The sequence below is a fragment of the Streptomyces sp. NPDC020965 genome (genome assembly GCF_044333555.1).
In the GTDB taxonomy this organism is placed as follows: Bacteria; Actinomycetota; Actinomycetes; order Streptomycetales; family Streptomycetaceae; genus Streptomyces.
Genome location: NZ_JBIRRE010000007.1, coordinates 23,472 through 42,722, shown reverse-complemented (window position 1 = coordinate 42,722; position 19,251 = coordinate 23,472). Strand labels below are relative to the sequence as shown.

General features: G+C 72.4%; 15 protein-coding genes. 12 read left to right on the top strand and 3 right to left on the bottom strand.

Translation table 11 applies throughout. From position 1 onward, the window contains the following. Positions 1–2: 2 nt before the first annotated feature. Positions 3–1,649: an ABC transporter ATP-binding protein gene (locus tag ACH4S7_RS21555; protein WP_398523177.1), complete on the top strand. Its 1,647-nt coding sequence runs from the start codon at positions 3–5 to the stop codon at positions 1,647–1,649. Positions 1,650–2,404: 755 nt separating this feature from the next. On the opposite strand, the gene ACH4S7_RS21550 is transcribed toward ACH4S7_RS21555, so the two are convergent. After that, positions 2,405–4,057 carry a PucR family transcriptional regulator gene (locus ACH4S7_RS21550; protein ID WP_398523176.1) on the bottom strand — a complete coding sequence of 551 codons (1,653 nt, stop codon included), beginning with the start codon at positions 4,055–4,057 and terminating at the stop codon, positions 2,405–2,407. A gap of 231 nt (positions 4,058–4,288) precedes the next feature. On the opposite strand from ACH4S7_RS21550, the gene ACH4S7_RS21545 reads away from it, so the two are divergent. The 4 genes from ACH4S7_RS21545 to ACH4S7_RS21530 are packed head-to-tail and all read left to right on the top strand — an operon-like array spanning position 4,289 to position 9,711. After that, on the top strand, positions 4,289–5,173 hold the full coding sequence (locus ACH4S7_RS21545; RefSeq protein ID WP_398522836.1) for an FAD binding domain-containing protein: 885 nt from the start codon (positions 4,289–4,291) through the stop codon (positions 5,171–5,173). Next, positions 5,164–5,721, top strand: a complete 558-nt coding sequence (locus ACH4S7_RS21540; protein WP_398522835.1) for a (2Fe-2S)-binding protein — start codon at positions 5,164–5,166, stop codon at positions 5,719–5,721. Before ACH4S7_RS21545 ends, ACH4S7_RS21540 begins: the two co-directional genes overlap by 10 nt. 32 nt (positions 5,722–5,753) lie before the next feature. Beyond that, entirely contained in the window at positions 5,754–8,252 is a 2,499-nt protein-coding gene (locus ACH4S7_RS21535) for a xanthine dehydrogenase family protein molybdopterin-binding subunit (RefSeq protein ID WP_398522834.1), read from the top strand. A 55-nt stretch (positions 8,253–8,307) separates the two neighbouring features. Next, positions 8,308–9,711: an XdhC family protein gene (locus ACH4S7_RS21530; RefSeq protein WP_398522833.1), complete on the top strand. Its 1,404-nt coding sequence runs from the start codon at positions 8,308–8,310 to the stop codon at positions 9,709–9,711. A 112-nt stretch (positions 9,712–9,823) separates the two neighbouring features. Here the strand turns inward: ACH4S7_RS21530 and ACH4S7_RS21525 are convergent, their stop codons facing one another. Next, on the bottom strand, positions 9,824–10,603 hold the full coding sequence (locus tag ACH4S7_RS21525; RefSeq protein ID WP_398522832.1) for a TetR/AcrR family transcriptional regulator: 780 nt from the start codon (positions 10,601–10,603) through the stop codon (positions 9,824–9,826). A 152-nt stretch (positions 10,604–10,755) separates the two neighbouring features. Here ACH4S7_RS21525 and ACH4S7_RS21520 point away from each other — a divergent pair, with 152 nt between their 5' ends. After that, positions 10,756–11,253: a nuclear transport factor 2 family protein gene (locus tag ACH4S7_RS21520; protein WP_398522831.1), complete on the top strand. Its 498-nt coding sequence runs from the start codon at positions 10,756–10,758 to the stop codon at positions 11,251–11,253. A gap of 61 nt (positions 11,254–11,314) precedes the next feature. On the opposite strand, the gene ACH4S7_RS21515 is transcribed toward ACH4S7_RS21520, so the two are convergent. Continuing rightward, on the bottom strand, positions 11,315–12,043 hold the full coding sequence (locus ACH4S7_RS21515) for a class I SAM-dependent methyltransferase (protein ID WP_398522830.1): 729 nt from the start codon (positions 12,041–12,043) through the stop codon (positions 11,315–11,317). A gap of 291 nt (positions 12,044–12,334) precedes the next feature. Between ACH4S7_RS21515 and ACH4S7_RS21510 the strand changes: the two genes are divergently transcribed. The 6 genes from ACH4S7_RS21510 (at position 12,335) to ACH4S7_RS21485 (ending at position 18,858) form a co-directional block, all read left to right on the top strand. Then, a complete protein-coding gene (locus ACH4S7_RS21510; protein WP_398522829.1) occupies positions 12,335–12,481 on the top strand; it encodes a hypothetical protein in 147 nt (48 codons plus the stop codon). A 25-nt stretch (positions 12,482–12,506) separates the two neighbouring features. Further along, positions 12,507–13,280: a fibronectin type III domain-containing protein gene (locus ACH4S7_RS21505; protein ID WP_398522828.1), complete on the top strand. Its 774-nt coding sequence runs from the start codon at positions 12,507–12,509 to the stop codon at positions 13,278–13,280. A 993-nt stretch (positions 13,281–14,273) separates the two neighbouring features. Continuing rightward, positions 14,274–14,939, top strand: coding sequence for a hypothetical protein (locus ACH4S7_RS21500; protein ID WP_398522827.1), 666 nt, complete (start codon positions 14,274–14,276; stop codon positions 14,937–14,939). A gap of 211 nt (positions 14,940–15,150) precedes the next feature. Next, positions 15,151–16,290, top strand: a complete 1,140-nt coding sequence (locus ACH4S7_RS21495) for a hypothetical protein (RefSeq protein ID WP_398522826.1) — start codon at positions 15,151–15,153, stop codon at positions 16,288–16,290. Further along, entirely contained in the window at positions 16,287–18,098 is a 1,812-nt protein-coding gene (locus ACH4S7_RS21490) for a substrate-binding domain-containing protein (protein ID WP_398522825.1), read from the top strand. Before ACH4S7_RS21495 ends, ACH4S7_RS21490 begins: the two co-directional genes overlap by 4 nt. After that, a complete protein-coding gene (locus tag ACH4S7_RS21485) occupies positions 18,082–18,858 on the top strand; it encodes a hypothetical protein (protein WP_398522824.1) in 777 nt (258 codons plus the stop codon). The genes ACH4S7_RS21490 and ACH4S7_RS21485 overlap by 17 nt, the downstream gene beginning before the upstream one ends. Positions 18,859–19,251 lie beyond the last annotated feature (393 nt).

Sequence of the window (19,251 nt, the reverse complement as noted above, 5' to 3'; positions counted from 1 at the left end):
GCATGACCGTACGGACCTTCCTCGCCGCGCTCGTCGGGCAGGCGGCGCTGGTCGCCCTGATCACGCTCGCCGCGCACACCGTCGGCACGGCGGTGCTGGCACGGACCGCGCCCGGCGCGGCCGTCCTCGCCGCGCTCGCCGGGCTCGTTCTGGTTCGCGCGTTCGCGACCTGGTGGGAGATGGACCTCTCGCACGATCTCGCCTACCGGGTCCTCGCTGAACTGCGCGTCCGCGTCTTCGACGGACTGGCCCGCAGCGCCCCCGCGCGAGTCGCCGGGCGGCGCAGTGGGGACCTCGCTTCGGCGGCGCTGGGGGACGTGGAGGCCCTGGAGTTCTTCTACGCGCACGCCGTCGCCCAACTCCTCGCGTCGGGCGTCGTGTTCGGCGGTGGCTCGGTGGCGCTCGCGGTGGTCGAGCCCCGGCTGCTTGTCGCCGTGCTCCCCGCCGCCGCGCTGTTGGCCCTCGTACCGCTGCTGGACGGGAAGGGGCACGCGGTGCGCGGGGCCGCGACCCGGGCGGCGGCCGCTGACCTCTCCGCCGAGACGGTGGACAGCGTCGACGGGCTGCGGGAACTGCTCACCTTCGGCGGTCTTGAGCGCCGCCGCGAGCGGCTCCGGGCGCACGGCCGGCGCCTCGGCGACGCCCAGCAGGCCGAACAGTCGTGGGAGGCGGACACGGCCGCCGTCCGTGACCTGCTGGTGGTGGCGGCGGTGATCGGTGTGGTCGCCGTGGCCGCGCACACCATGACCGGAGCGTGGGCGCCGGCCGCGATGGCGCTGGCGCTGGGGGTGCTCGCGCCGGTCGCCGAATCGGCCGCCGCGCTGGGCCGCGCCGGGGGTCTGCGAGCGGCAGCGGCCCGGGTGGGGGCGGCGGCCGGAGCCCCGGCGGGCGCCCCCGAACCCGCGACACCACGCCCGGTGCCGGACGGACCGCTGGGGGTACGGCTCCGGGGGGTCCGCTTCGACTACGGCGGGGAGCCCGTGCTCGACGGGCTCGACCTCTGGGTGCGGGCCGGGCAGACGGTCGCGCTGGTGGGGGCGTCCGGGGCGGGCAAATCGACGTGCGCGCACCTGCTGGCACGGTTCTGGGACCCGGGGGACGGGACGGTGGAACTGGTCACGGAGGGCGGCGCGGCCGTGGACGTACGGGACGTGTCCGAGCGGGAGCTGCGGCGGACGGTGGCCGTGGTCGGTCAGGACGCGCCGCTGTTCCACGGCACGCTGGCGGAGAACCTGCGGCTGGGCGCGCCCGGGGCGACCGAGGCCGAACTGCGCGCGGTGGCGTCGGCGACGGGCGTCGACCGGATCGCCCACGCCCTGCCGGACGGGTACGCCACGGCGGTGGGCGAGCGGGGCGCGACGCTGTCGGGCGGGCAGCGGGCCCGGGTCGCCCTGGCGCGGGCGCTGCTGACCCGCCCGAGGGTGCTGGTGCTGGACGAGACGACGGGGCAGCTCGACGGGGTGGGCGACGCGGAGGTGACGGCGGCGCTGCCCGGGTGCACGACGGTGGTGATAGCGCACCGGGCGGCGACGGTGCGCAGGGCGGGGCGGATCGCGGTCCTGGAAGCGGGCCGGATCGCCCAGCAGGGCACCTGGGAGGAGCTGACGGCGAGCGGTGGCGCGTTCGCGCGGGTGCTGGGGCGGGAGTAGGGGCGCTCGTCCGGCTCGGAGAGCCCGGTCGGCCCGGTCGGAATCGGCCGGGTTCGGCGGGCTCTCCGGGGCGGGGGTTCGCGTCCGGTCGGCTTCGGCCGGCGCGCGGGGTCCGCTCCGCACGAGTGGCCTGGCGTGGCGTGGAGGCGGGTCCGGTGCGCGGGGTCCGGCTCGGCTGGTGTCGGTAGCGGGGCGCTCGGTCCTGGTCTCGGGCTCGGTTTGGCTGGTGTCGGGAGGGGGACTGAGCGCCCCTATCCCGGTCCCGAGGCCCGCGCGGTGCGGGGCCGTCGGCTCATCCGCGCGGCTGTCCCGGCCCTGACTCCGACCATGCCGTGGTCCTGCCCCCGTCGCCGTTTCGGCCTTGCGGGGTCCGCTCCGCACGAGTGGCCTGGCGTGGCGTGGAGGCGGGTCCGGTGCGCGGGGTCCGGCTCGGCTGGTGTCGGTAGCGGGGCGCTCGGTCCTGGTCTCGGGCTCGGTTTGGCTGGTGTCGGGAGGGGGACTGAGCGCCCCTATCCCGGTCCCGAGGCCCGCGCGGTGCGGGGCCGTCGGCTCATCCGCGTGGCCGTCCCGGCGCCGGCGCCGACCATGCCGTGGTCCTGCCCCCGTCGTTGTTTCGGCCTTGCGGGGTGGGGCCCGGACGAGTGGCGTGGCGTGGGGGCGGGTTCGGTGCGGGGGTCCGGGCTCGGTTCGGTTGGTGTCGGGAGGGGGACTGAGCGCCCCGATCCCGCTGCCGAGGCCCGCGCGGCGCGGGGCCGTCAGCTCATCCGCAGCGCCAGGAAGAAGTCCAGCTTGTCCTCAAGCCGGGACAGATCACGGCCCGTCAGCTGTTCGATCCGGCCCACCCGGTACCGCAGCGTGTTCACATGCAGATGCAGTCGGGTCGCGCACCGCGTCCACGACCCGTCGCTCTCCAGGAACGCCTCCAGCGTCGGAATCAGCTCCGCGCGGTGCCGCTGGTCGTACTCCCGCAGCGGATCCAGCAGTCTCGCCGTGAACGCCCGCCGTACGTCGTCCGGGACGAACGGGAGCAGCAGTACGTGCGAGGCCAGCTCGTGGTGGCCCGCCGCGCAGACCCGGCCCGGCCGGGCCGCCGCCACGCGGCGGGCGTGCCGGGCCTCCTCCAGGGCGCCGCGCAGCCCGTCGGCCGAGCTGACCGCCGCGCTGACACCGAGCGTCAGCCGGCCGTCGTCGCCGAGACCCGCCGCGAGCGGGTCCCGTACGGCCGCGAGCAGTGCGTCCGCGTGCAGCCCCTCGTCGATGGTGCCGTCCTCCGGTGACGACGACGGCAGCGGGACCAGGGCGACGGCCTCGTCACCGCTGTGCGCGACCGCGATCCGGTCGGCCGCCTCGGGGGCCACCAGGATCTCCTCCAGCAGCGACTGCGCCACCGGGCCCGCGTCGATACCGGCGCCGCCGGGGGCCCAGTCCACCCGGGCGACCACGACCTGCCAGTGCGGCGCGGCCCCCAACCCCGGCAGCAGCACCGGTGCCGCCACCCGCAGGCGGGCCGCGATCTCCGCGGGGGCCGCGCCCGTCTGGACCAGCTCCAGCACCTCCTGGGCGAGCCTGCGGCGCACCGTACGGGCGGCCTCGCGGCGGTCGCGTTCCACGGCGATCAACTGGGTCACGCCCTGGAGCAGGTCGAGCCGGGCCTCGGGCCAGTCGCCCGCGTCCGCCTCGACCGCCAGCAGCCAGTCGGAGAGCACGCTCTCCCGGACGTCCCGGGGCCCGGTGGCGGCCGTCCGCCCGCCGGCGTCGATCGGGAAGAGTGAGTACGCGGTGGAGTCGACCGTCGCCCGGTGCGGCGGACGCCGGCCGGCGCGGGTGGCCGCCAGGTGCTCGCCCGCCAGTGCCTTGGCCACGCCGGCGGGCAGTTCATCGCCCGCGATCCGGCGCCCCGTCGGCGAGAGCACCCAGGCCCGTAGGTCCAGATCGGAGCCGAGCAGATCGAGGACCACCTCGGGTCCGCCGCCCGCCGGGCCCGAGGTCATCAGCCGTCGGTGCCGGTCCACGACGGCCGCGAGGTCACCGGCCCGCTCGCCGGAGACCTGCCGGACGACGTACTCCGTGATCGTCGCGAAGGCGACGGACTCATGGACCGCGAACAGCGGCAGCCGGTGCTTCGCACACGCCTCGACCAGATCGTCGGGGACCGCGCCCAGCTCCGCCTCGCCCGCCGCGAGCCCGGCGACCTGCGCGGCCACCAGGATCCTCACGAAGGGTTCGGAGTCCGCCGCGGACCGTCGCCAGGCGAGTCCGGAGAGCACCAGCTCGCCGCCGGAGAGATAACGACTGGGGTCCTTGAGGTCCGTCGTCATCACTCCGCGTACACCGCGGTCCAACTCATCGTCGCCGCCCAGCAGCCGCAGCCCCAGCGCGTCGTTCTCCAGCAGTGCGCGCAGCCGCATCCGGTCGCCGCCGATCATCTCGTTGCCGCCCATGGCCCCTGGCCATGGCCTTCAGGGAAAAACTGTATGGAAAAACAGTGAGGTCACCGAGTCCCGTCTTTCGTTCGAATCTACAAGATGACCGTGGCGACCAGCCAACTCCTTCATGGTTTCGGTGACTGCACCCGATGGAGCCCACACTTGTGTAATAGGGCCTGTCTCGGGATCAGCCGTACGACGAAGAGAGTCCGCATGTACTTCCTTCGGCCCGCAAGCTGGGAGGAGGCGCTCGCCGCCAAGGCCGCGCACCCCACCGCCGTGCCCATCGCGGGCGGTACGGATGTGATGGTCGAGATCAATTTCGACCACCGCCGCCCCGCGTACCTCATGGACCTCAACCGGATCGATGAGCTGGGCGAGTGGGAGGTGGGCGCGGACACCGTGCGGCTCGGCGCCTCCGTCCCGTACAGCCAGATCATGGAGCGGCTCCGGGCCGAGCTGCCGGGGCTGGCGCTCGCCTCGCACACCGTCGCCTCCCCGCAGATCCGCAACCGGGGCGGCGTCGGCGGCAATCTCGGCACCGCGTCCCCGGCCGGTGACGCCCACCCCGCGCTGCTGGCCTCGGGCGCGGAGGTCGAGGTGGCGTCGGTGCGCGGCAGCCGCCGGATCGCCATCGACGACTTCTACACCGGGGTGAAGCGCAACGCCCTCGCCACCGACGAGCTGATCAGGGCCGTGCACATCCCCCGGGCCGACGGGCCGCAGCAGTACGCGAAGGTCGGCACCCGCAACGCCATGGTGATCGCCGTCTGCGCCTTCGGACTCGCGCTGCACCCCGCCACGCGTACGGTCCGCACCGGGATCGGCTCCGCGGCCCCGACCCCGGTCCGGGCCACGGTCGCCGAGGAATTCCTGAACGCCGCGCTCGAAGACGGCGGGTTCTGGGAGAGCCGGCAGACCATCACCCCGTCGATCGCCCGGCAGTTCGCCGAGCTGGCGTCGGCCGGGTGCAATCCGATCGACGACGTCCGCGGCACCGCGCGGTACCGGCGGCACGCCGTCGGCGTCATGGCCCGCCGCACCCTGCTGTGGACCTGGCAGTCGTACCGCGAGGAGAGGGGCACACCATGCGGGTGAACTTCACCGTCAACGGCCGTCCGCAGGAGGCCGACGACGTGTGGGAGGGCGAGAGCCTCCTCTACGTCCTGCGGGAGCGGATGGGCCTGCCCGGCTCGAAGAACGCCTGTGAGCAGGGCGAGTGCGGTTCCTGCACGGTCCGGATGGACGGTGTGCCGGTCTGTGCCTGCCTCGTGGCCGCCGGACAGGCCGAGGGGCGCGAGATCGTCACCGTCGAGGGCCTCGCCGACCACGCCCGGCGCCGCGACGCCGACGGCGCGACGGGCACCTCACCGGAGGAGGCGCGCCGCTGGACCCCCGAAGGGGCCCGGAGCGCCCTGGCGCCGGTCCAGCGGGCCTTCATCGACGCCGGGGCGGTCCAGTGCGGCTTCTGCACCCCGGGGTTGCTCGTCGCCGCCGACGATCTGCTGGAGCGGAACGCCCGGCCGTCCGACGACGACATCCGCGAGGCGCTGTCCGGCAACCTCTGCCGCTGCACCGGCTACGAGAAGATCCTCGAAGCGGTCCGGCTCGCCGCCACGCGCCAGTCGGAGGCGACCCCCCGATGACCGCTACCGGTAACGGAATCGAAGGCGAGCCCATGACCGGCGTCCGAGCGGGATCGGGCCCCGGCACCGGGGCGGGATCCGGTATGCGAGCGGGCACCGGCACCGGGGCGGGATCCGGTGTTCGAGTGGGGCCCGGCACCGGAGGATTCGGGGCCACCGGTACACCGGCCGGCCTCACCCAGTCGGCCGGCACCAGGGGCGGCATCGGCGAGTCCACCCGGCGCCCCGACGGCACCCTCAAGGTCACCGGAGAGTTCGCCTACTCCTCCGACATGTGGCACGAGGACATGATCTGGGGCCATACGCTCCGCTCCACCGTCGCCCACGCCACCATCCGCTCCATCGACATCACCGAGGCCCTGGCCACCCCCGGCGTCCACGCCGTGCTCACCCATGACGATCTGCCCACGGCGGTGACCACGTACGGGCTGGAGATCCAGGACACCCCCGTACTCGCCCACGGCAAGGTCCGCCACCACGGCGAACCGGTCGCCCTGGTCGCCGCCGACCACCCCGAGACCGCCCGCCGCGCCGCCGCCAGGATCAGGGTCGACTACGCGGAACTGCCGCTGATCACCGACGAGGCGTCGGCCACCGCACCCGGCGCGGTCCTCGTCCACGAGAACCGGACCGACCACTACAGCGGGCATGTACCGCACCCGAACATCCTGCACCGCCAGCCGATCGTCCGCGGCGACGCCACCGCTGCGGCGGCACGCGCCGATGTGATCGTCACGGGCGAGTACGTCTTCGGGATGCAGGACCAGGCGTTCCTCGGGCCCGAGTCCGGACTCGCCGTCCCCGCCGAGGACGGCGGTGTGGAGCTGTACGTGGCCACGCAGTGGCTGCACTCCGACCGCCGCCAGATCGCGCCCGTCCTCGGACTGCCCGAGGAGAAGGTGCGGATGACCCTCTCCGGTGTCGGCGGCGCGTTCGGCGGACGCGAGGACCTGTCGATGCAGATCCACGCCTGCCTTCTCGCGCTGCGCACCGGTAAACCCGTCAAAATGGTCTACAACCGGTTCGAGTCCTTCTTCGGCCATGTCCACCGCCACCCGGCCCGACTCCGCTACGAGCACGGCGCCACCCGCGACGGCAAACTCACCCATGTGACCTGCCGGATCGTCCTCGACGGCGGCGCCTACGCCTCCGCGTCGCCCGCGGTCGTCGGCAACGCCGCCTCCCTGGGCATCGGCCCGTACGTCGTGGACGACGTCGCCATCGAATCCCTCGCGCTCTACACCAACAACCCGCCCTGCGGCGCGATGCGCGGCTTCGGCGCGGTGCAGGCGTGTTTCGCCTACGAGGCCCAGATGGACAAGGTCGCCGCCGAACTCGGCCTGGACCCGGTCGAGTTCCGGCAGCGCAACGCCATGAGCCAGGGCACGATCATGCCCACGGGACAGCGCGTCGACTCGCCGGCGCCCGTCGCCGAACTGCTGCGCCGGGTCAAGGCCCGCCCGCTGCCCCCGGAGCGCCAGTGGGAGCGCGCGGACGGGGTGACGGACGTCCGTGCGCTGCCCGGCGGACTCTCCAACACCACCCACGGCGAGGGCGTCGTCCGAGGCGTCGGCTACGCCGTCGGCATCAAGAACGTCGGCTTCTCGGAGGGGTTCGACGACTACTCCACCGCCCGGGTGCGGATGGAGGTCGTCGGCGGCCGGCCGGTCGCGACCGTGCACACCGCGATGGCGGAGGTCGGCCAGGGCGGAGTCACCGTCCACGCCCAGATCGCCCGTACCGAACTGGGCGTCACCCAGGTCACCATCGAGCCCGCCGACACCCGGGTCGGCTCGGCCGGTTCCACCTCCGCGTCCCGACAGACCTATGTCACCGGCGGCGCGATCAAACACTCCTGCGGCATCGTCCGTGATCGGGTGCTGGAGCTGGGGCGCCGCAGGTTCGGCCACCGCCATCCCGCCTGGGCCACTGCCGAACTGCTGCTCGAAGGTGGCAAGGTTGTCACCGACGGTGGCGAGGTGCTCGCCGATCTGGTCGAGGTGCTGGCGGACGAGGTGGTCGAGGTGGAGCGGGAGTGGCGGCCCCGGACGACCGACCCGCTGGACCGGGTCACCGGCCAGGGCGACGGCCATATCCAGTACTCCTTCGCCGCGCACCGGGCGGTCGTGGAGGTCGACACCGAACTGGGCCTGGTGAAGGTCGTGGAACTGGCCTGTGCGCAGGACGTCGGCAAGGCGATCAACCCGCTCTCCGTCGTCGGCCAGATCCAGGGCGGCACCACCCAGGGCCTGGGAGTGGCGGTGATGGAGGAGATCATCATCGATCCGATGACGGCGAAGGTGCGGAACCCGTCCTTCACGGACTATCTGATCCCCACGATCCTGGACACACCGGTCATCCCCGTCGATGTGCTCGAACTCGCCGACCCGCACGCGCCGTACGGGCTCCGGGGCGTCGGCGAGGCGCCCACCCTGTCGTCCACCCCGGCCGTCATCGCGGCCATCCGGGCCGCGACCGGGCTGGACCTCACCAAGGCGCCGGTACGGCCCGAGCACCTCACCGGCACCTGAACCGTCCGAACTCGCTCCGGCGCGCGGGGCGCAAGCAATCCACGAGGAGAGCGAGATGCTGGACATCGCCGAAGAACTGCACCGGTGGGTCGGGCAGGGCCGCGCGTTCGCCGTCGCCACGGTGGTCTCCGTCACCGGCAGCGCGCCCCGGCGACCGGGCGCCGCGCTGGCGGTGGACGGTGCGGGGGCGGTGATCGGGTCGGTCTCCGGGGGGTGTGTCGAGGGCGCGGTGTACGAGCTGTGCCGGCAGGCCCTGGTGGACGGCCGGACCGTGCGCGAACGCTTCGGCGAGGTCGGCGGAGAAGGTGAGGGGGACGGCGAGGGGGACGCGTTCGCCGTCGGCCTGATGTGCGGTGGGGAGATCGAGGTCCTGGTGACGCCGGTGCTGGGCGCGGGTATATCGACCGCGGTCGCCGAGGGCGCGGGTATATCGACCGCGGCCACCCGGGGTGTCGTGACGGCGGGCGCGGCGACGGAGGGCCGGGCCACGGCGGGCGCGGCGGGTCAGGTCGGTGAAGGCCCGGTCGCGGAGGGCCGGGCCCCGGCGGGTCAGGTCACGGAAGGCGTGGTCTCGAAGGATCAGGTCACGGAAGGCGCGTCGGGGCAGGCCCGGGAAGGCGTCACGGGGGCCGCCGCCGTCTCCGTCGCCGCCATCGCCGCCGCCGCGCGCCGGGAGACCGCCGCCCTGGTCCGCGTCGTCGACGGTCCCGCCGAACTCCTCGGCCGAGCCCTGCTCGTACGGCCCGGAGGCGGGTACGAGGGCACCCTCGGCGGGGGCCCCGCGCTCGACCGCACCGCCGTGGCCGAGGCCGGCGCACTGCTCGACAGCGGGCGTACGGAGGCGGTCGGTGTCGGTGCCGACGGCAGTCGCTGCGGCAGGCCCCTCACCCTGTTCGTGGAGTCCAGCGTCCCGCCCCCACGCATGATCGTCTTCGGTGCCGTGGACTTCGCCGCCGCGCTGGTACGGGTCGGCAAGTTCCTCGGCCACCACGTCACCGTCTGCGACGCCCGGCCGGTCTTCGCGACCCGGGCCCGCTTCCCCGACGCCGACGAGATCGCCGTCGACTGGCCGCACCGCTACCTCGCGGCCACCGCGACCGACTCCCGTACGGTGCTCTGCGTCCTCACCCACGACTCCAAGTTCGACCTGCCGCTGTTGCGGACGGCCCTGCGGCTCCCCGTCGCGTACATCGGGGCGATGGGTTCCCGCCGCACCCATGACGACCGGGTCCGGCGGCTGCGCGAGGCCGGAGTCACCGAACGCGAACTCGCCCGGCTGCGCAGTCCCATCGGGCTCGACCTCGGCGCCCGTACCCCCGAGGAGACCGCGCTCTCCATCGCGGCGGAGATCGTCGCCGACCGCCGTGGGGGCAGTGGTGTCTCCCTCGCGGGCGCGCACACCCCGATCCACCACGACGGGCCGCGCCCGGCGCCGGGCCGGATCGGATCGGTGGCCTGACACCGCCTCCTTCCGCGTCCCCCCGGCCGGGGGGAAGAGAGAGACACCGTCACCGCCGCTCTGTCCCGCTGTGTCTCCCAACGAGGTTGGCCGGCGAGCGACCCTCCGTTGATTAATCGGTTGTCGGGCGCGCCGGGGCCGGGTTCTCATGGCGGGGCTCAGCGGCCGACGGGCTCGTTGGGGCCGGGTTCTCATGGCCCACTGTCACTTCCCCACGGTGGGCGGGGGACCCGGCCGCACCGAACACCCGGAGCAGACTGGTGTGGAGCGCCGCCGCCGCCGCGTCGCCGGACATCCGGCCCGCGTCGCCCTCCGCTGCGGCGGCGTGCCCGAGGGCGACGGTGGCCGCGACCAGCCAGTCGGCGGGGAGCGCGCGGTCGAACTCACCGCTCTCCCGACCCCGTTGGATCACCCGCCGCAGCCGTTCGGCGACCGGTGCGTGCCGCTCTTGGTCGGCCCCCGGGTCCATCGGCAGCGCGGCGATCGTCCGGAGCAGGACGGGGTGGCGCCGGGCCGCCCGGCCGCTGGCTTCGAGCAGCCGCAGCAGCGCTTCCGTGGCCGTACCAGCGTCGAGGTCGGCGGCGTCCATCGCGGCGACCGCCTCTTCGGTGAGGAGGTCGGCGACAGCCGACAACAACCCTTCGCGCGAGGGGAAGTGGGCGTAGACGGTCTGGCGGGTCACGCCGGCGGCGGTGGCGATGGCCTCGACGCTGGCGTCGGGCCGGGCGTCCAGGAGCCGGACCGCCGCGTCCAGGACCGCCGCCCTGCTGCGGCGGGCGTCGGCCCGGGGGCGGCGGGGCCGCGGCTGGGACGGTGCTCGCTGCTCCGGCTGCTCCGGCTGCTCCGGCTGTGGTTGGCGCCGGGGCTCCGGATGGGGTGACGCTGAGGACATCTCTTACACCTTGTCAGAATTATTGCAGCGGGCATATCTTACGACGTGTCAAGGATCCCCCCGGTGGTCCGCGGTGACAGTGACCGCCGCCGCCGTCGTCGTTGCCGCGCGGTGGGGGGAGCCGGTCCGGCCCCGAGCCTGCTGGGAGCGTCATGAATCCCCTTCGTGGACCCGATGGACCCGATGGACCCGATGCCACCGATGCCACCGATGGACCCGATGCCAGCGATGGCACCGGCAACGCCCTCACGAACGACCCGAGTCGGTTCATCGCCGACTTCCTGACCTCGTTCACCGATGACATCCTGCGCGGCGAGGAGGACCCCGGCACCGTGGTCGACCGCTACCACGCGCCGGGGTTCGTCCAGTTCGCCGACGGCAACCGGATCGACCGGGAAAAGCTCGTCGCACACGTCCGCCCGGTGCGCAAGAACCTGATCGCCGGCCGGGTGGAGGTCCATGAGGCACTGGCGAGCGGGGATCTGATCGCCGCCCGGTACACGCTGTATGCGCGGATGCGTAAGCAGCCCACCGCCACTGAGGTCTGCTTCTTCGGGCGGTTCACTCCTGACGGGCGGCTGCGCGAGGCCCGGCTGCTCACCCGCGCGCTCCCCGCCGACACGGATGGCGCCCCCGCCCGCACGGAGTGACGTACCGCTTCCGCCCGTACTGCCGCGGCCCGTACCGCTTCCGCTCCTGAGGGAGCACGCGCTAGAGGCGCCGCGCCACCACCAGGAGGCAGTTGGGGCTGCCGTCCGGTCGTCGGCCCAGTGCCTCCAGGGGGCGCAGCTCCACCGTGAACCCCGTCCGGACCAGCTCCTCCCGCACCGGAGCGAGCCGGAAGGTGCGGTAGTACATGACGAAGGTGGGATGCCAGACCGCGTTCCGTACCCGCATCGCCGCATCGAATCCCCAGAGCGTCCAGTAGAGCCGTGAGCCGACCCGGGGCGGAGCGGGCAGCGGGAAGACGAAGAGGCCACCGGGGCACAGTGCCCGGTGGACGCCCGCGAAGAGGGCGGGGCGTTCCTCGGGCAGGAAGTGGCCGAACGCGCCCAGGCTGGTGGCCAGGTCGAAGGCGCCGCTGAAGGGGAGGGCGCGGGCGTCGGCGCGTACCCAGTCGACGGGTGGCCCCTCCGGCTGGTCCGTCACGGCGGCGCGCGCCCGGTCGAGCATCCCGGCGCTGAGGTCCACGCCGGTGACCCGCTCGTCGCACAGCCGGCGCAGCATTCCGACGCCCGCGCCGGTGCCGCAGCAGATATCGATCCCCCGGTGGAAGGGGCCGAGCGGGCGGAGTGCGTCGCTCATCGGATCGAGGATGCGGTCAGCCGTGCGGAACGGGGTCGCGTCGAACTTCGGGGCCAGCAGGTCGTAGCCGTGCTCGATGGAGGAGAGCGCCTGGACGGCGAGTTCGCGGAGGGTGGGGCCCGAGGAGGTGAACACCGTCCTCAGCGTACGGCCCGCGTGGGACCGGGGCTCCGTAGTCCACCAATCCGCCGCCGTCCACCCTTTGAACTGGCCTGTTCGGGGCCGGAACCCACTTCTTGACGCACTGTGCGTGGGGGTTCTAGCGTCCTGATTTCCAGACAATGTTCATCCATCGACTCGACGTTCATGTATGTGACCCAGATGGGCACCGCTGTGTGCCATGCCCGATGGAAGCGCCCGATGTGGGTGCGGCGGGCGAGTCTGTTTCTCCACCACCGATGTGCGACCCCTGAAAGGGCGTGGACCATGCACGGCACACCTCCCACGCTCACGGGAGCCGCGGTGATCCGCCCCAGCGTCGCCGGCGGCTGCTACGACAAGTTCGGCGCCCACCGCACCGGCGGGTGTTCCGCCACCGTCGAGTGGAGCGATATCCGGTTCCGGCGCAAGTAGGCGAGTGACACCCGTGATGATCCGTATGACACGCGCCTTGGTGCCCGGAGCTGTGCTGTGCCTCATGATCGCCGGCTGTACGGGGGGTGACTCGTCCACCAGGGAGGACCGGCCGCGCGGGGTGACGCTGGAGGCGCGGCTCGACTCGCCGACCGCAATCACCCTGAGATGGCACGGTCGGGACCCCGGGGCGGCGGGCCACGCCGTCGAGTTCGCCACCGCGCGGAAGGGGCCGTACACCGTGTTGGAGTTCGCCCCACCCGGTCGGACCGACTACACCCACCCCGATCTGATGCCGGCCACCCCCTTCTTCTACCGACTCCGGTCCTATGGCGGACCGGTGTCGGGGACCGTGGACATCACCCTGCCGGCCGGCGGCCCCAGCACGCTCGAACAGCTGAGTGACCACGACGGGGCCGAGCTCCGCAGCCTCCCGGACGGGCGTCCGGACCCGTCCCAGGGCTCGGTGCGCGGCGCGCGGAGTGGCGCCGCCGCGCCGAGCGGGCTGACCGTCACCGCCCTGCACGCCAACGGCGTCAAGCTGAGCTGGCAGGACAACGCCCGGGACGAGGACGGGTATCTGGTCGAGATCCGGCGCGCCGGCGCGCCGGACTTCCGGGTCGCCGCGGTGCTCGACCAGAACATCGTGTCCACCGGACTGATCACCCTGCCGGCGGAGAAGACGGCCGCCCTCCGGGTCCGGGCGTTCCGCTACGGGAAGCGGTCCAATGTGGTCCACCGCACCACGGGACCGGTGTCTCCCGAGCCGCCGCGCGCCATTCCCGGGCCCGTCTCCTGAGCCGTACCCGGTCGCCCCGGGCCGTCGGCTGACCCGCCCCCGGCCCGTTCCCGACCTGTCCATGACTCGCCCCTGATCTGTTCCCGAGCCGTGCCCGAGTCGCTCGCGAGTCGCTCGCGAGATGTTCGCGTCCTCTGGTCCCGACTCGCCCCCGGGTCACTTCCGACGTCACTCCCGACGCAGGGGCCACGGAGTGGGGGAACGGTTGCATGTGCGGTCACCAACTCCGGACGCTTATCGGATTCGGCCGTTCTCCGCGCCGGATGGTTCGACCGTCGGTGGGGCGCTTCGGACCCCGGGCGCGATGGCGAGCCAACTGTCCGCCGGAGGGCCCGCGCCCAGGCGGTGACCAAGGCTTCGGCGGTCGTCGGAGACCGGGCCCGGTGCGTGGTTCACCGGGCCCCCGGGCGACGGATTCCGCTGTTCCTTGGCGGAATACCAACCTCCGTTGCTTGTATGTCCATTGAATTCCAGCCAGGAAAGGTCTGGACGTTCGGTAAACGGTAAGCAAATGCGAACACCGGGTCGAGCACTGGGGTTACGTTCAATCCATGAGTCCGAGAACGCCCCCTCCCGTACGTACGGGCCGCCGTATGCCGTCTCCGGCCGCCTGTCAGGGGCGTGCGCCGGTGTCACCGGACAGGGACTCCCGGCCCGTACGTACGGTGTGCACGCTCGCCTGAAGGGACGCACCGGACCCGCCGCCGTCCCCGCCGGGACGGTCGCGCCCGGGACACGTATCACCCCCGTCCGTCGAACAATCTCCCTTTGGTGCCTTGCATGAATATCCATGACACGGAAACAATGCGACTCCCGGCGGAAACGGGAATGTTGCACGAGCGTGCGAGCATGGTGTTTCGACGCTGTGGCGGAGGCGGTAGTGCCGGTTCCACCCCGGTGCTCGCCGGGGGATCCGTCGCTCTGTTCGGCCGTAGGGTTCGGTAGCACTGAATGTTCGGTCAGCAATACACAGCGTTGACAACGGGGACAGAGATGACCAACGAGCCGGCGATTCCCGCACAGCTTGGCGGGCCCGAGCGGATGTGGGAACGCGCCGTCGTCCTCGTACTGATCGACGTCACCAGAACAGCACGACCCGTATTCCGGCTCGGTGACCGTGAGTTGTCCTGTTCCCATTCCAACGGTGGCTGGACACTGGCCCTCCGCTCGGGGGGAAGAGCGATCTTCTACGGTCAGGACGTGGACTGCAGCGACACCACCTATCGGGGCGACAAACCCGTCGATCTGCTGGTGAACGCGCCGGACTGGGTGCCCGTCGACCGGCTCCGCGAATTGAACGACGGATATGAACTCGGCTATCTCTACTGGTGGGAGGAGGGCCGCTGGGCCCGCGCCCCCTATCCGGGCTACGTCGAGGACGACGGACTCGCCGCCTCCTGCGACGGCTACGCCGGGATCTTCGACGACCAGTCGCTGGCCGACTGCTTCGCCGACGCCGGATACCGGGACCGGGCCGCCGCCGACCGCTTCGTGGCCCGGGTCGAGGCGGGCACCGTGAACGCCTCGGCGCTCCAGGAGCTGATGGACTCCGCGTCCGGGCCGAGCCCGCTGCCGCGGGAGTGCCGCGTGCCCACCGCCCTGGAGTGGGCGGCCCGGCTGGGGGTCGCTGAGCGGCCGGCCCCGGACCGGGTCCGGTGACGCCGGTGCGGCCCCGCCGTCGCGCGCCCCGCGTCAGGGACCCCGGCCGGAAGGCGTTCGAACGGCCGCGCACGGGGTAAGGCACAGATCCGACCACGTCGGGGGAATCGGGGAGGCGCTCGTGGTCACCGGGGAGAGACCTGTCGTCGAAGAGCCACGTCTGACCGTGCGGCGCCAAGCGTCGTCGCCGTGGTCCCGGCGTGGATTCCTGGTGTTCTGTCTGCCTGCCCTGGCATTCGTCCTCACCGGGGTGACCGCGCTGGCCGTCTCCGGGAACACCCTGCTCCCCTTTGAACGGGTCATCACCCTGGAGGGCAAAATGGCCTCCAAACGGGACTTCTTCGAAGACGGCGAAGTGCGGCGGATTCTGCTGAAACACCATATCCGCATCCATATCACCAGTGTGGGTTCGCGTGAGGTCGCGGTGCGTGACATCTCGTCGTACGACTTCGTCTTTCCCTCCGGTCAGCCCGCCGCCGATCTGATCACCGCCGAACGCGCGAGCCGCAATGAATTCGCCACCATTCACCGGCCGTTCGTCAGCCCGATCGTGCTCGCCACCTACCGCGCGTACGCACGGGCGCTGGCGGCCGAGGGAATCGCGAAACCCCAGCCGGGCACCGGCCGGAATGATCCGCTCTACTACGTACTCGACATGCGCGCGTTCCTGGACCGGATCGGCGACCGCACCCGATGGTCCGAACTGGGCATCGCCAAGTACGGAATCACCAACAACAACCGCGTGCTCGCCCAGACCCCCGACGTCTGCACCGCCAACTCGGCCGGCACCTATCTCGCCCTGGTCGCCTTCACCCGTCGCGGCGACGGCAATGAGGTACCGGCGACGGTGCTGGAGGCGGAGCGCCGGGCCCGGCAGATCAAACCCCTCATGGAACAGGGACTTCCCGCCGCCGATGTGTTCCGGACCTATATCTCCCCGGAGGGCAAGGGTGTCGCACCCGTCGTGGTGGCGTACGAGCACCAGTACCTCACCTACCAGGCCCAGTACCTCGCCGAGTCCAGGAAGCTGGACACCGACCGCGTACTGCTCTACCCCGACAGCCAATTCGTCACCCAGCCGCAGTTCATCGCGCTCAACAAGGACGGTGACCGGCTCGGCGAACTGATCACCAACGACCCCGAACTGCGGCAGCGCGCGATGGAACTGGGCTTCCGCATCCTCGACCCGACCGGGAAGGTCGCGGGCGACCAGCTCACCCGGTTCCTGACGGAGCGCCGCATCCCGGTCCCGTCGGTGCGGGACGAGACCCGGACCGCTATGCCCCGACTCCGCCTCCTGGAACGGATGATCTCCATCGTGGGGGACTGCCCGGCGGCGGGTTCCCCATGAGCGGGCGACCCCGTGACCGAGGCGGACACCCCACCGGGGGTCGCTCCCGGAACCGCCCCCGACCCCGGCGGGCGATCCTCGGGAACCGGCTTCGCCGCGCGACACCCGGAGACCACCCCCGCCCCACGAGGCTCGAAGACCACCCCCGCCGCGCGAGGCTCGGTAAGCGGCCCCGCCGCGCGACACCCGGAGGCCACATCCGCCGCGCGGTACTCCGGATCCGGCCCCGGCACCCGGCCCGTCCGCTCGCCGTCCTCCTGTCCGTACTGCTCATCGGCACGATCGTCACCTGCTCCGCCGACGATCAGAAACCGGTCACCCTACGTGTCCTGGCCGGCTCCGAACTCGCCGATATGGCACCCCTGCTGAAGGACCTGCGCCGGGAGACCGGCATCCGACTGGAGATGGACTACCGGGGCACCGTCGAGGCCAGTAACGCCCTCGCCCCCGGGAAGTACCAGCACGATCTCGCCTGGCTGTCCTCCGACCGCTACGTCCAGCTCCGACTCGCGGCGGCCGGCCGGAAGGTCGAGAAACCCCTCGCCACGCCCATCATGCGCTCCCCGGTCGTCATCGGCATGCAGCCCGCCACGGCGAAGCGGCTCCGGGACGGCTCCCCCGACCGACGCGTCTCCTGGGCCGATGTCGCCGATGCCGCGGCGGACGGATCACTCACCTTCGGCATGGCCGACCCCCGCCACACCGGCAGCGGACTCGCCGCGCTGGTCGGTGTCGCGACCGCAGCGGCGGGCACCGGAGGCGCCCTCCGGCCGGCCGACGTCTCCTGCGACCGGCTGCGCGGCTTCCTCGCCGGACACACGCTCACCGAGAACTCCCCGGCCCTCCTCGCCGACGGATTCGTCCGCCGCCGCGCCGACCTCGACGCCCTGATCACCCATGAGTCCGAACTCCTGACCCTCAACAGGAGTGGCAGGCTCACCCAGCCGCTGGAGATCATCTACCCCGAGGACGGGATGATGCTCTCCGACTACCCCCTCCTCCTTCTCGACCCCGCCAGGCGCGCCGTCTACGACCGGCTGGTGGAGTGGTTGAAGAGCGCTCCCGTCCAGAAGCGGATCATGGAGCGCACGCTGCGCCGGCCGATCGATCCCGAGGTGCCCCGCGTCCCCGGACTGCGCGACCCCATCGGCAACGCCCTCTACTTCCCCGACCAGCAGGCCGTCGTCGACCGGCTGTTAGCCGACTACGGCGACCCCCGTCGCGAGAAGGCCGCCCGAGTCCTCTTCCTGCTCGACTTCTCCGGATCGATGCGGGGTGAGCGGATCGGGCGGCTGCGCTCCGTCTTCGACGGGCTGAGCGGTGCCGACGATTCACGGTCCGGGAAGTTCGCCCGCTTCCACCGGGGTGAGACGGTCACCGTGCTGCGCTTCGGCGGCCGGGTGCTGGACGAGCGGAGCGTGAGCTACCGGGGTCCGGGTGATCCGGCTCGGCTGCGGGCCCTGGTGGCGCCCGACGATTTCGCCGATCGCACCGCGATCTGGTCCAGCCTGGACGAGACCTACGAGAAGGTGGCGGCGATCCTGCGCCGGCACCCCGGGCAGCCGCTGTCCGTCGTGCTGATGACGGACGGCCGGAACAACGCAGGCATCGGCGCGGACACCTTCGTACGGCGGCACCTGGCCCGCTCCCCGGAGGCCCGCGCAGTCCGTACGTACGCCATCCGCTTCGGCGAGGCGGACCGGGGAGAACTCGACCGAGTGGCGCGGGCGACCGGCGGCCGGGTGGTCGACGCGGGGACCCAGACCCTCCTCAGCGCGTTCAAGGAGATCCGTGGCTGTGTTCACTGAGGAGTGGTGGAGCGTCTGGTGGCCGTGGATGCTGCTGTGGCTGGCCACCGCGATCGTCGCGGTGGTACTGCTGTTGTCGGTGACGCTCGCCTGGTTCACCCGGGGCCGGCGCGGGCCGGACCGCAACCTCACCTTCAGCATCTGCTTCTATCTGCACGACCGTTCGGTCATGGACCACTACCAGATGCGCGGTTACGCGGCGGCCCTCCGCAAGGAGGTCGAGCAGCGGACCAGCGACGCCACGGACGGCAGCATCCGCGCCAAGGTCTTCGGGGTGAGCGCGGGTGCCGGGCGCAAGGACAACAGTGAGATCGTCAGCCGGTATCTGGAGGTGGCCGAGCCGATCTCGGTGATCGGCGTGATCATGGATGTGCTGGAGGCGAAGGACGTCATCGTCCATGTCGACCTCGTCAACCAGAGCGTGCGCCGCAACGCGGCCCTGACCAACGCCTTGGCGACGCTGGGCGGCTCCGGCTCCTCGCCGGGGGCCGTACGGCTCCGGGACATCGAGGACTTCGTGCTGATCCGGGGCCGCTTCCGCAAGATCAGCGAATCCCCGGACTCCACGGTCCTCCTCGCGCCGTACGGGGACCCGGACGATCCGGCCCAGGGGCCGCGGGTCCGGGTCACCTGTGCGACGGAGGGCCTGCGGAACGAGGTCCCCGGCGGCGCGTTCTCGGCCCGCTGCCTGGGCAAGGTCCAGGACTGGAACGCACGGGAAGCGATCCTGGAGGTGCAGGCGATGGCGATCTTCCGGTGAGGTGGGGGGACGTGACCGGAAGGGGCGGGCCGGCCGGATCCGCCCGGCCCGCCCCCGGCGCCGTACCGCTGAGGTCCCCGCCTCAGTCCACCCGCCGCCCGCCGATACCGCGCCCGGTCCCGGGACGGCACGCCCGAGTAGCGCGCGAGCTGCGAGAACAGGCTGAGCGCCTCACCCTGTGCCATGCCCGAGTACCAGGGGGCCTCGTAGTCGAGTCCGGTGTGCACGTCGTGCTTGAACGGGAAGGGGTACGGGAAGAACCACGCACCGCGCCGCTCGTGCCGTCGCTCGATCACCCGGTCGGCCTGCGCCAGCGCGCGGCGGAGGAAGTGCCGGTCCGGTGTGACCCGGTGGCTGGCCAGATTCTCCAGGCCGTACTGGATCTGCCCGACG

Coding starts and splice junctions, on each gene's coding strand:
- ACH4S7_RS21555 (WP_398523177.1), top strand. CDS start 3: ATGACCGTACGGACCTTCCTCGCCGCGCTCGTCGGGCAGGCGGCGCTG.
- ACH4S7_RS21550 (WP_398523176.1), bottom strand. CDS start 4,057: ATGCGGCTGCGCGCACTGCTGGAGAACGACGCGCTGGGGCTGCGGCTG.
- ACH4S7_RS21545 (WP_398522836.1), top strand. CDS start 4,289: ATGTACTTCCTTCGGCCCGCAAGCTGGGAGGAGGCGCTCGCCGCCAAG.
- ACH4S7_RS21540 (WP_398522835.1), top strand. CDS start 5,164: ATGCGGGTGAACTTCACCGTCAACGGCCGTCCGCAGGAGGCCGACGAC.
- ACH4S7_RS21535 (WP_398522834.1), top strand. CDS start 5,754: ATGACCGGCGTCCGAGCGGGATCGGGCCCCGGCACCGGGGCGGGATCC.
- ACH4S7_RS21530 (WP_398522833.1), top strand. CDS start 8,308: ATGCTGGACATCGCCGAAGAACTGCACCGGTGGGTCGGGCAGGGCCGC.
- ACH4S7_RS21525 (WP_398522832.1), bottom strand. CDS start 10,603: ATGTCCTCAGCGTCACCCCATCCGGAGCCCCGGCGCCAACCACAGCCG.
- ACH4S7_RS21520 (WP_398522831.1), top strand. CDS start 10,756: ATGAATCCCCTTCGTGGACCCGATGGACCCGATGGACCCGATGCCACC.
- ACH4S7_RS21510 (WP_398522829.1), top strand. CDS start 12,335: ATGCACGGCACACCTCCCACGCTCACGGGAGCCGCGGTGATCCGCCCC.
- ACH4S7_RS21505 (WP_398522828.1), top strand. CDS start 12,507: ATGACACGCGCCTTGGTGCCCGGAGCTGTGCTGTGCCTCATGATCGCC.
- ACH4S7_RS21500 (WP_398522827.1), top strand. CDS start 14,274: ATGACCAACGAGCCGGCGATTCCCGCACAGCTTGGCGGGCCCGAGCGG.
- ACH4S7_RS21490 (WP_398522825.1), top strand. CDS start 16,287: ATGAGCGGGCGACCCCGTGACCGAGGCGGACACCCCACCGGGGGTCGC.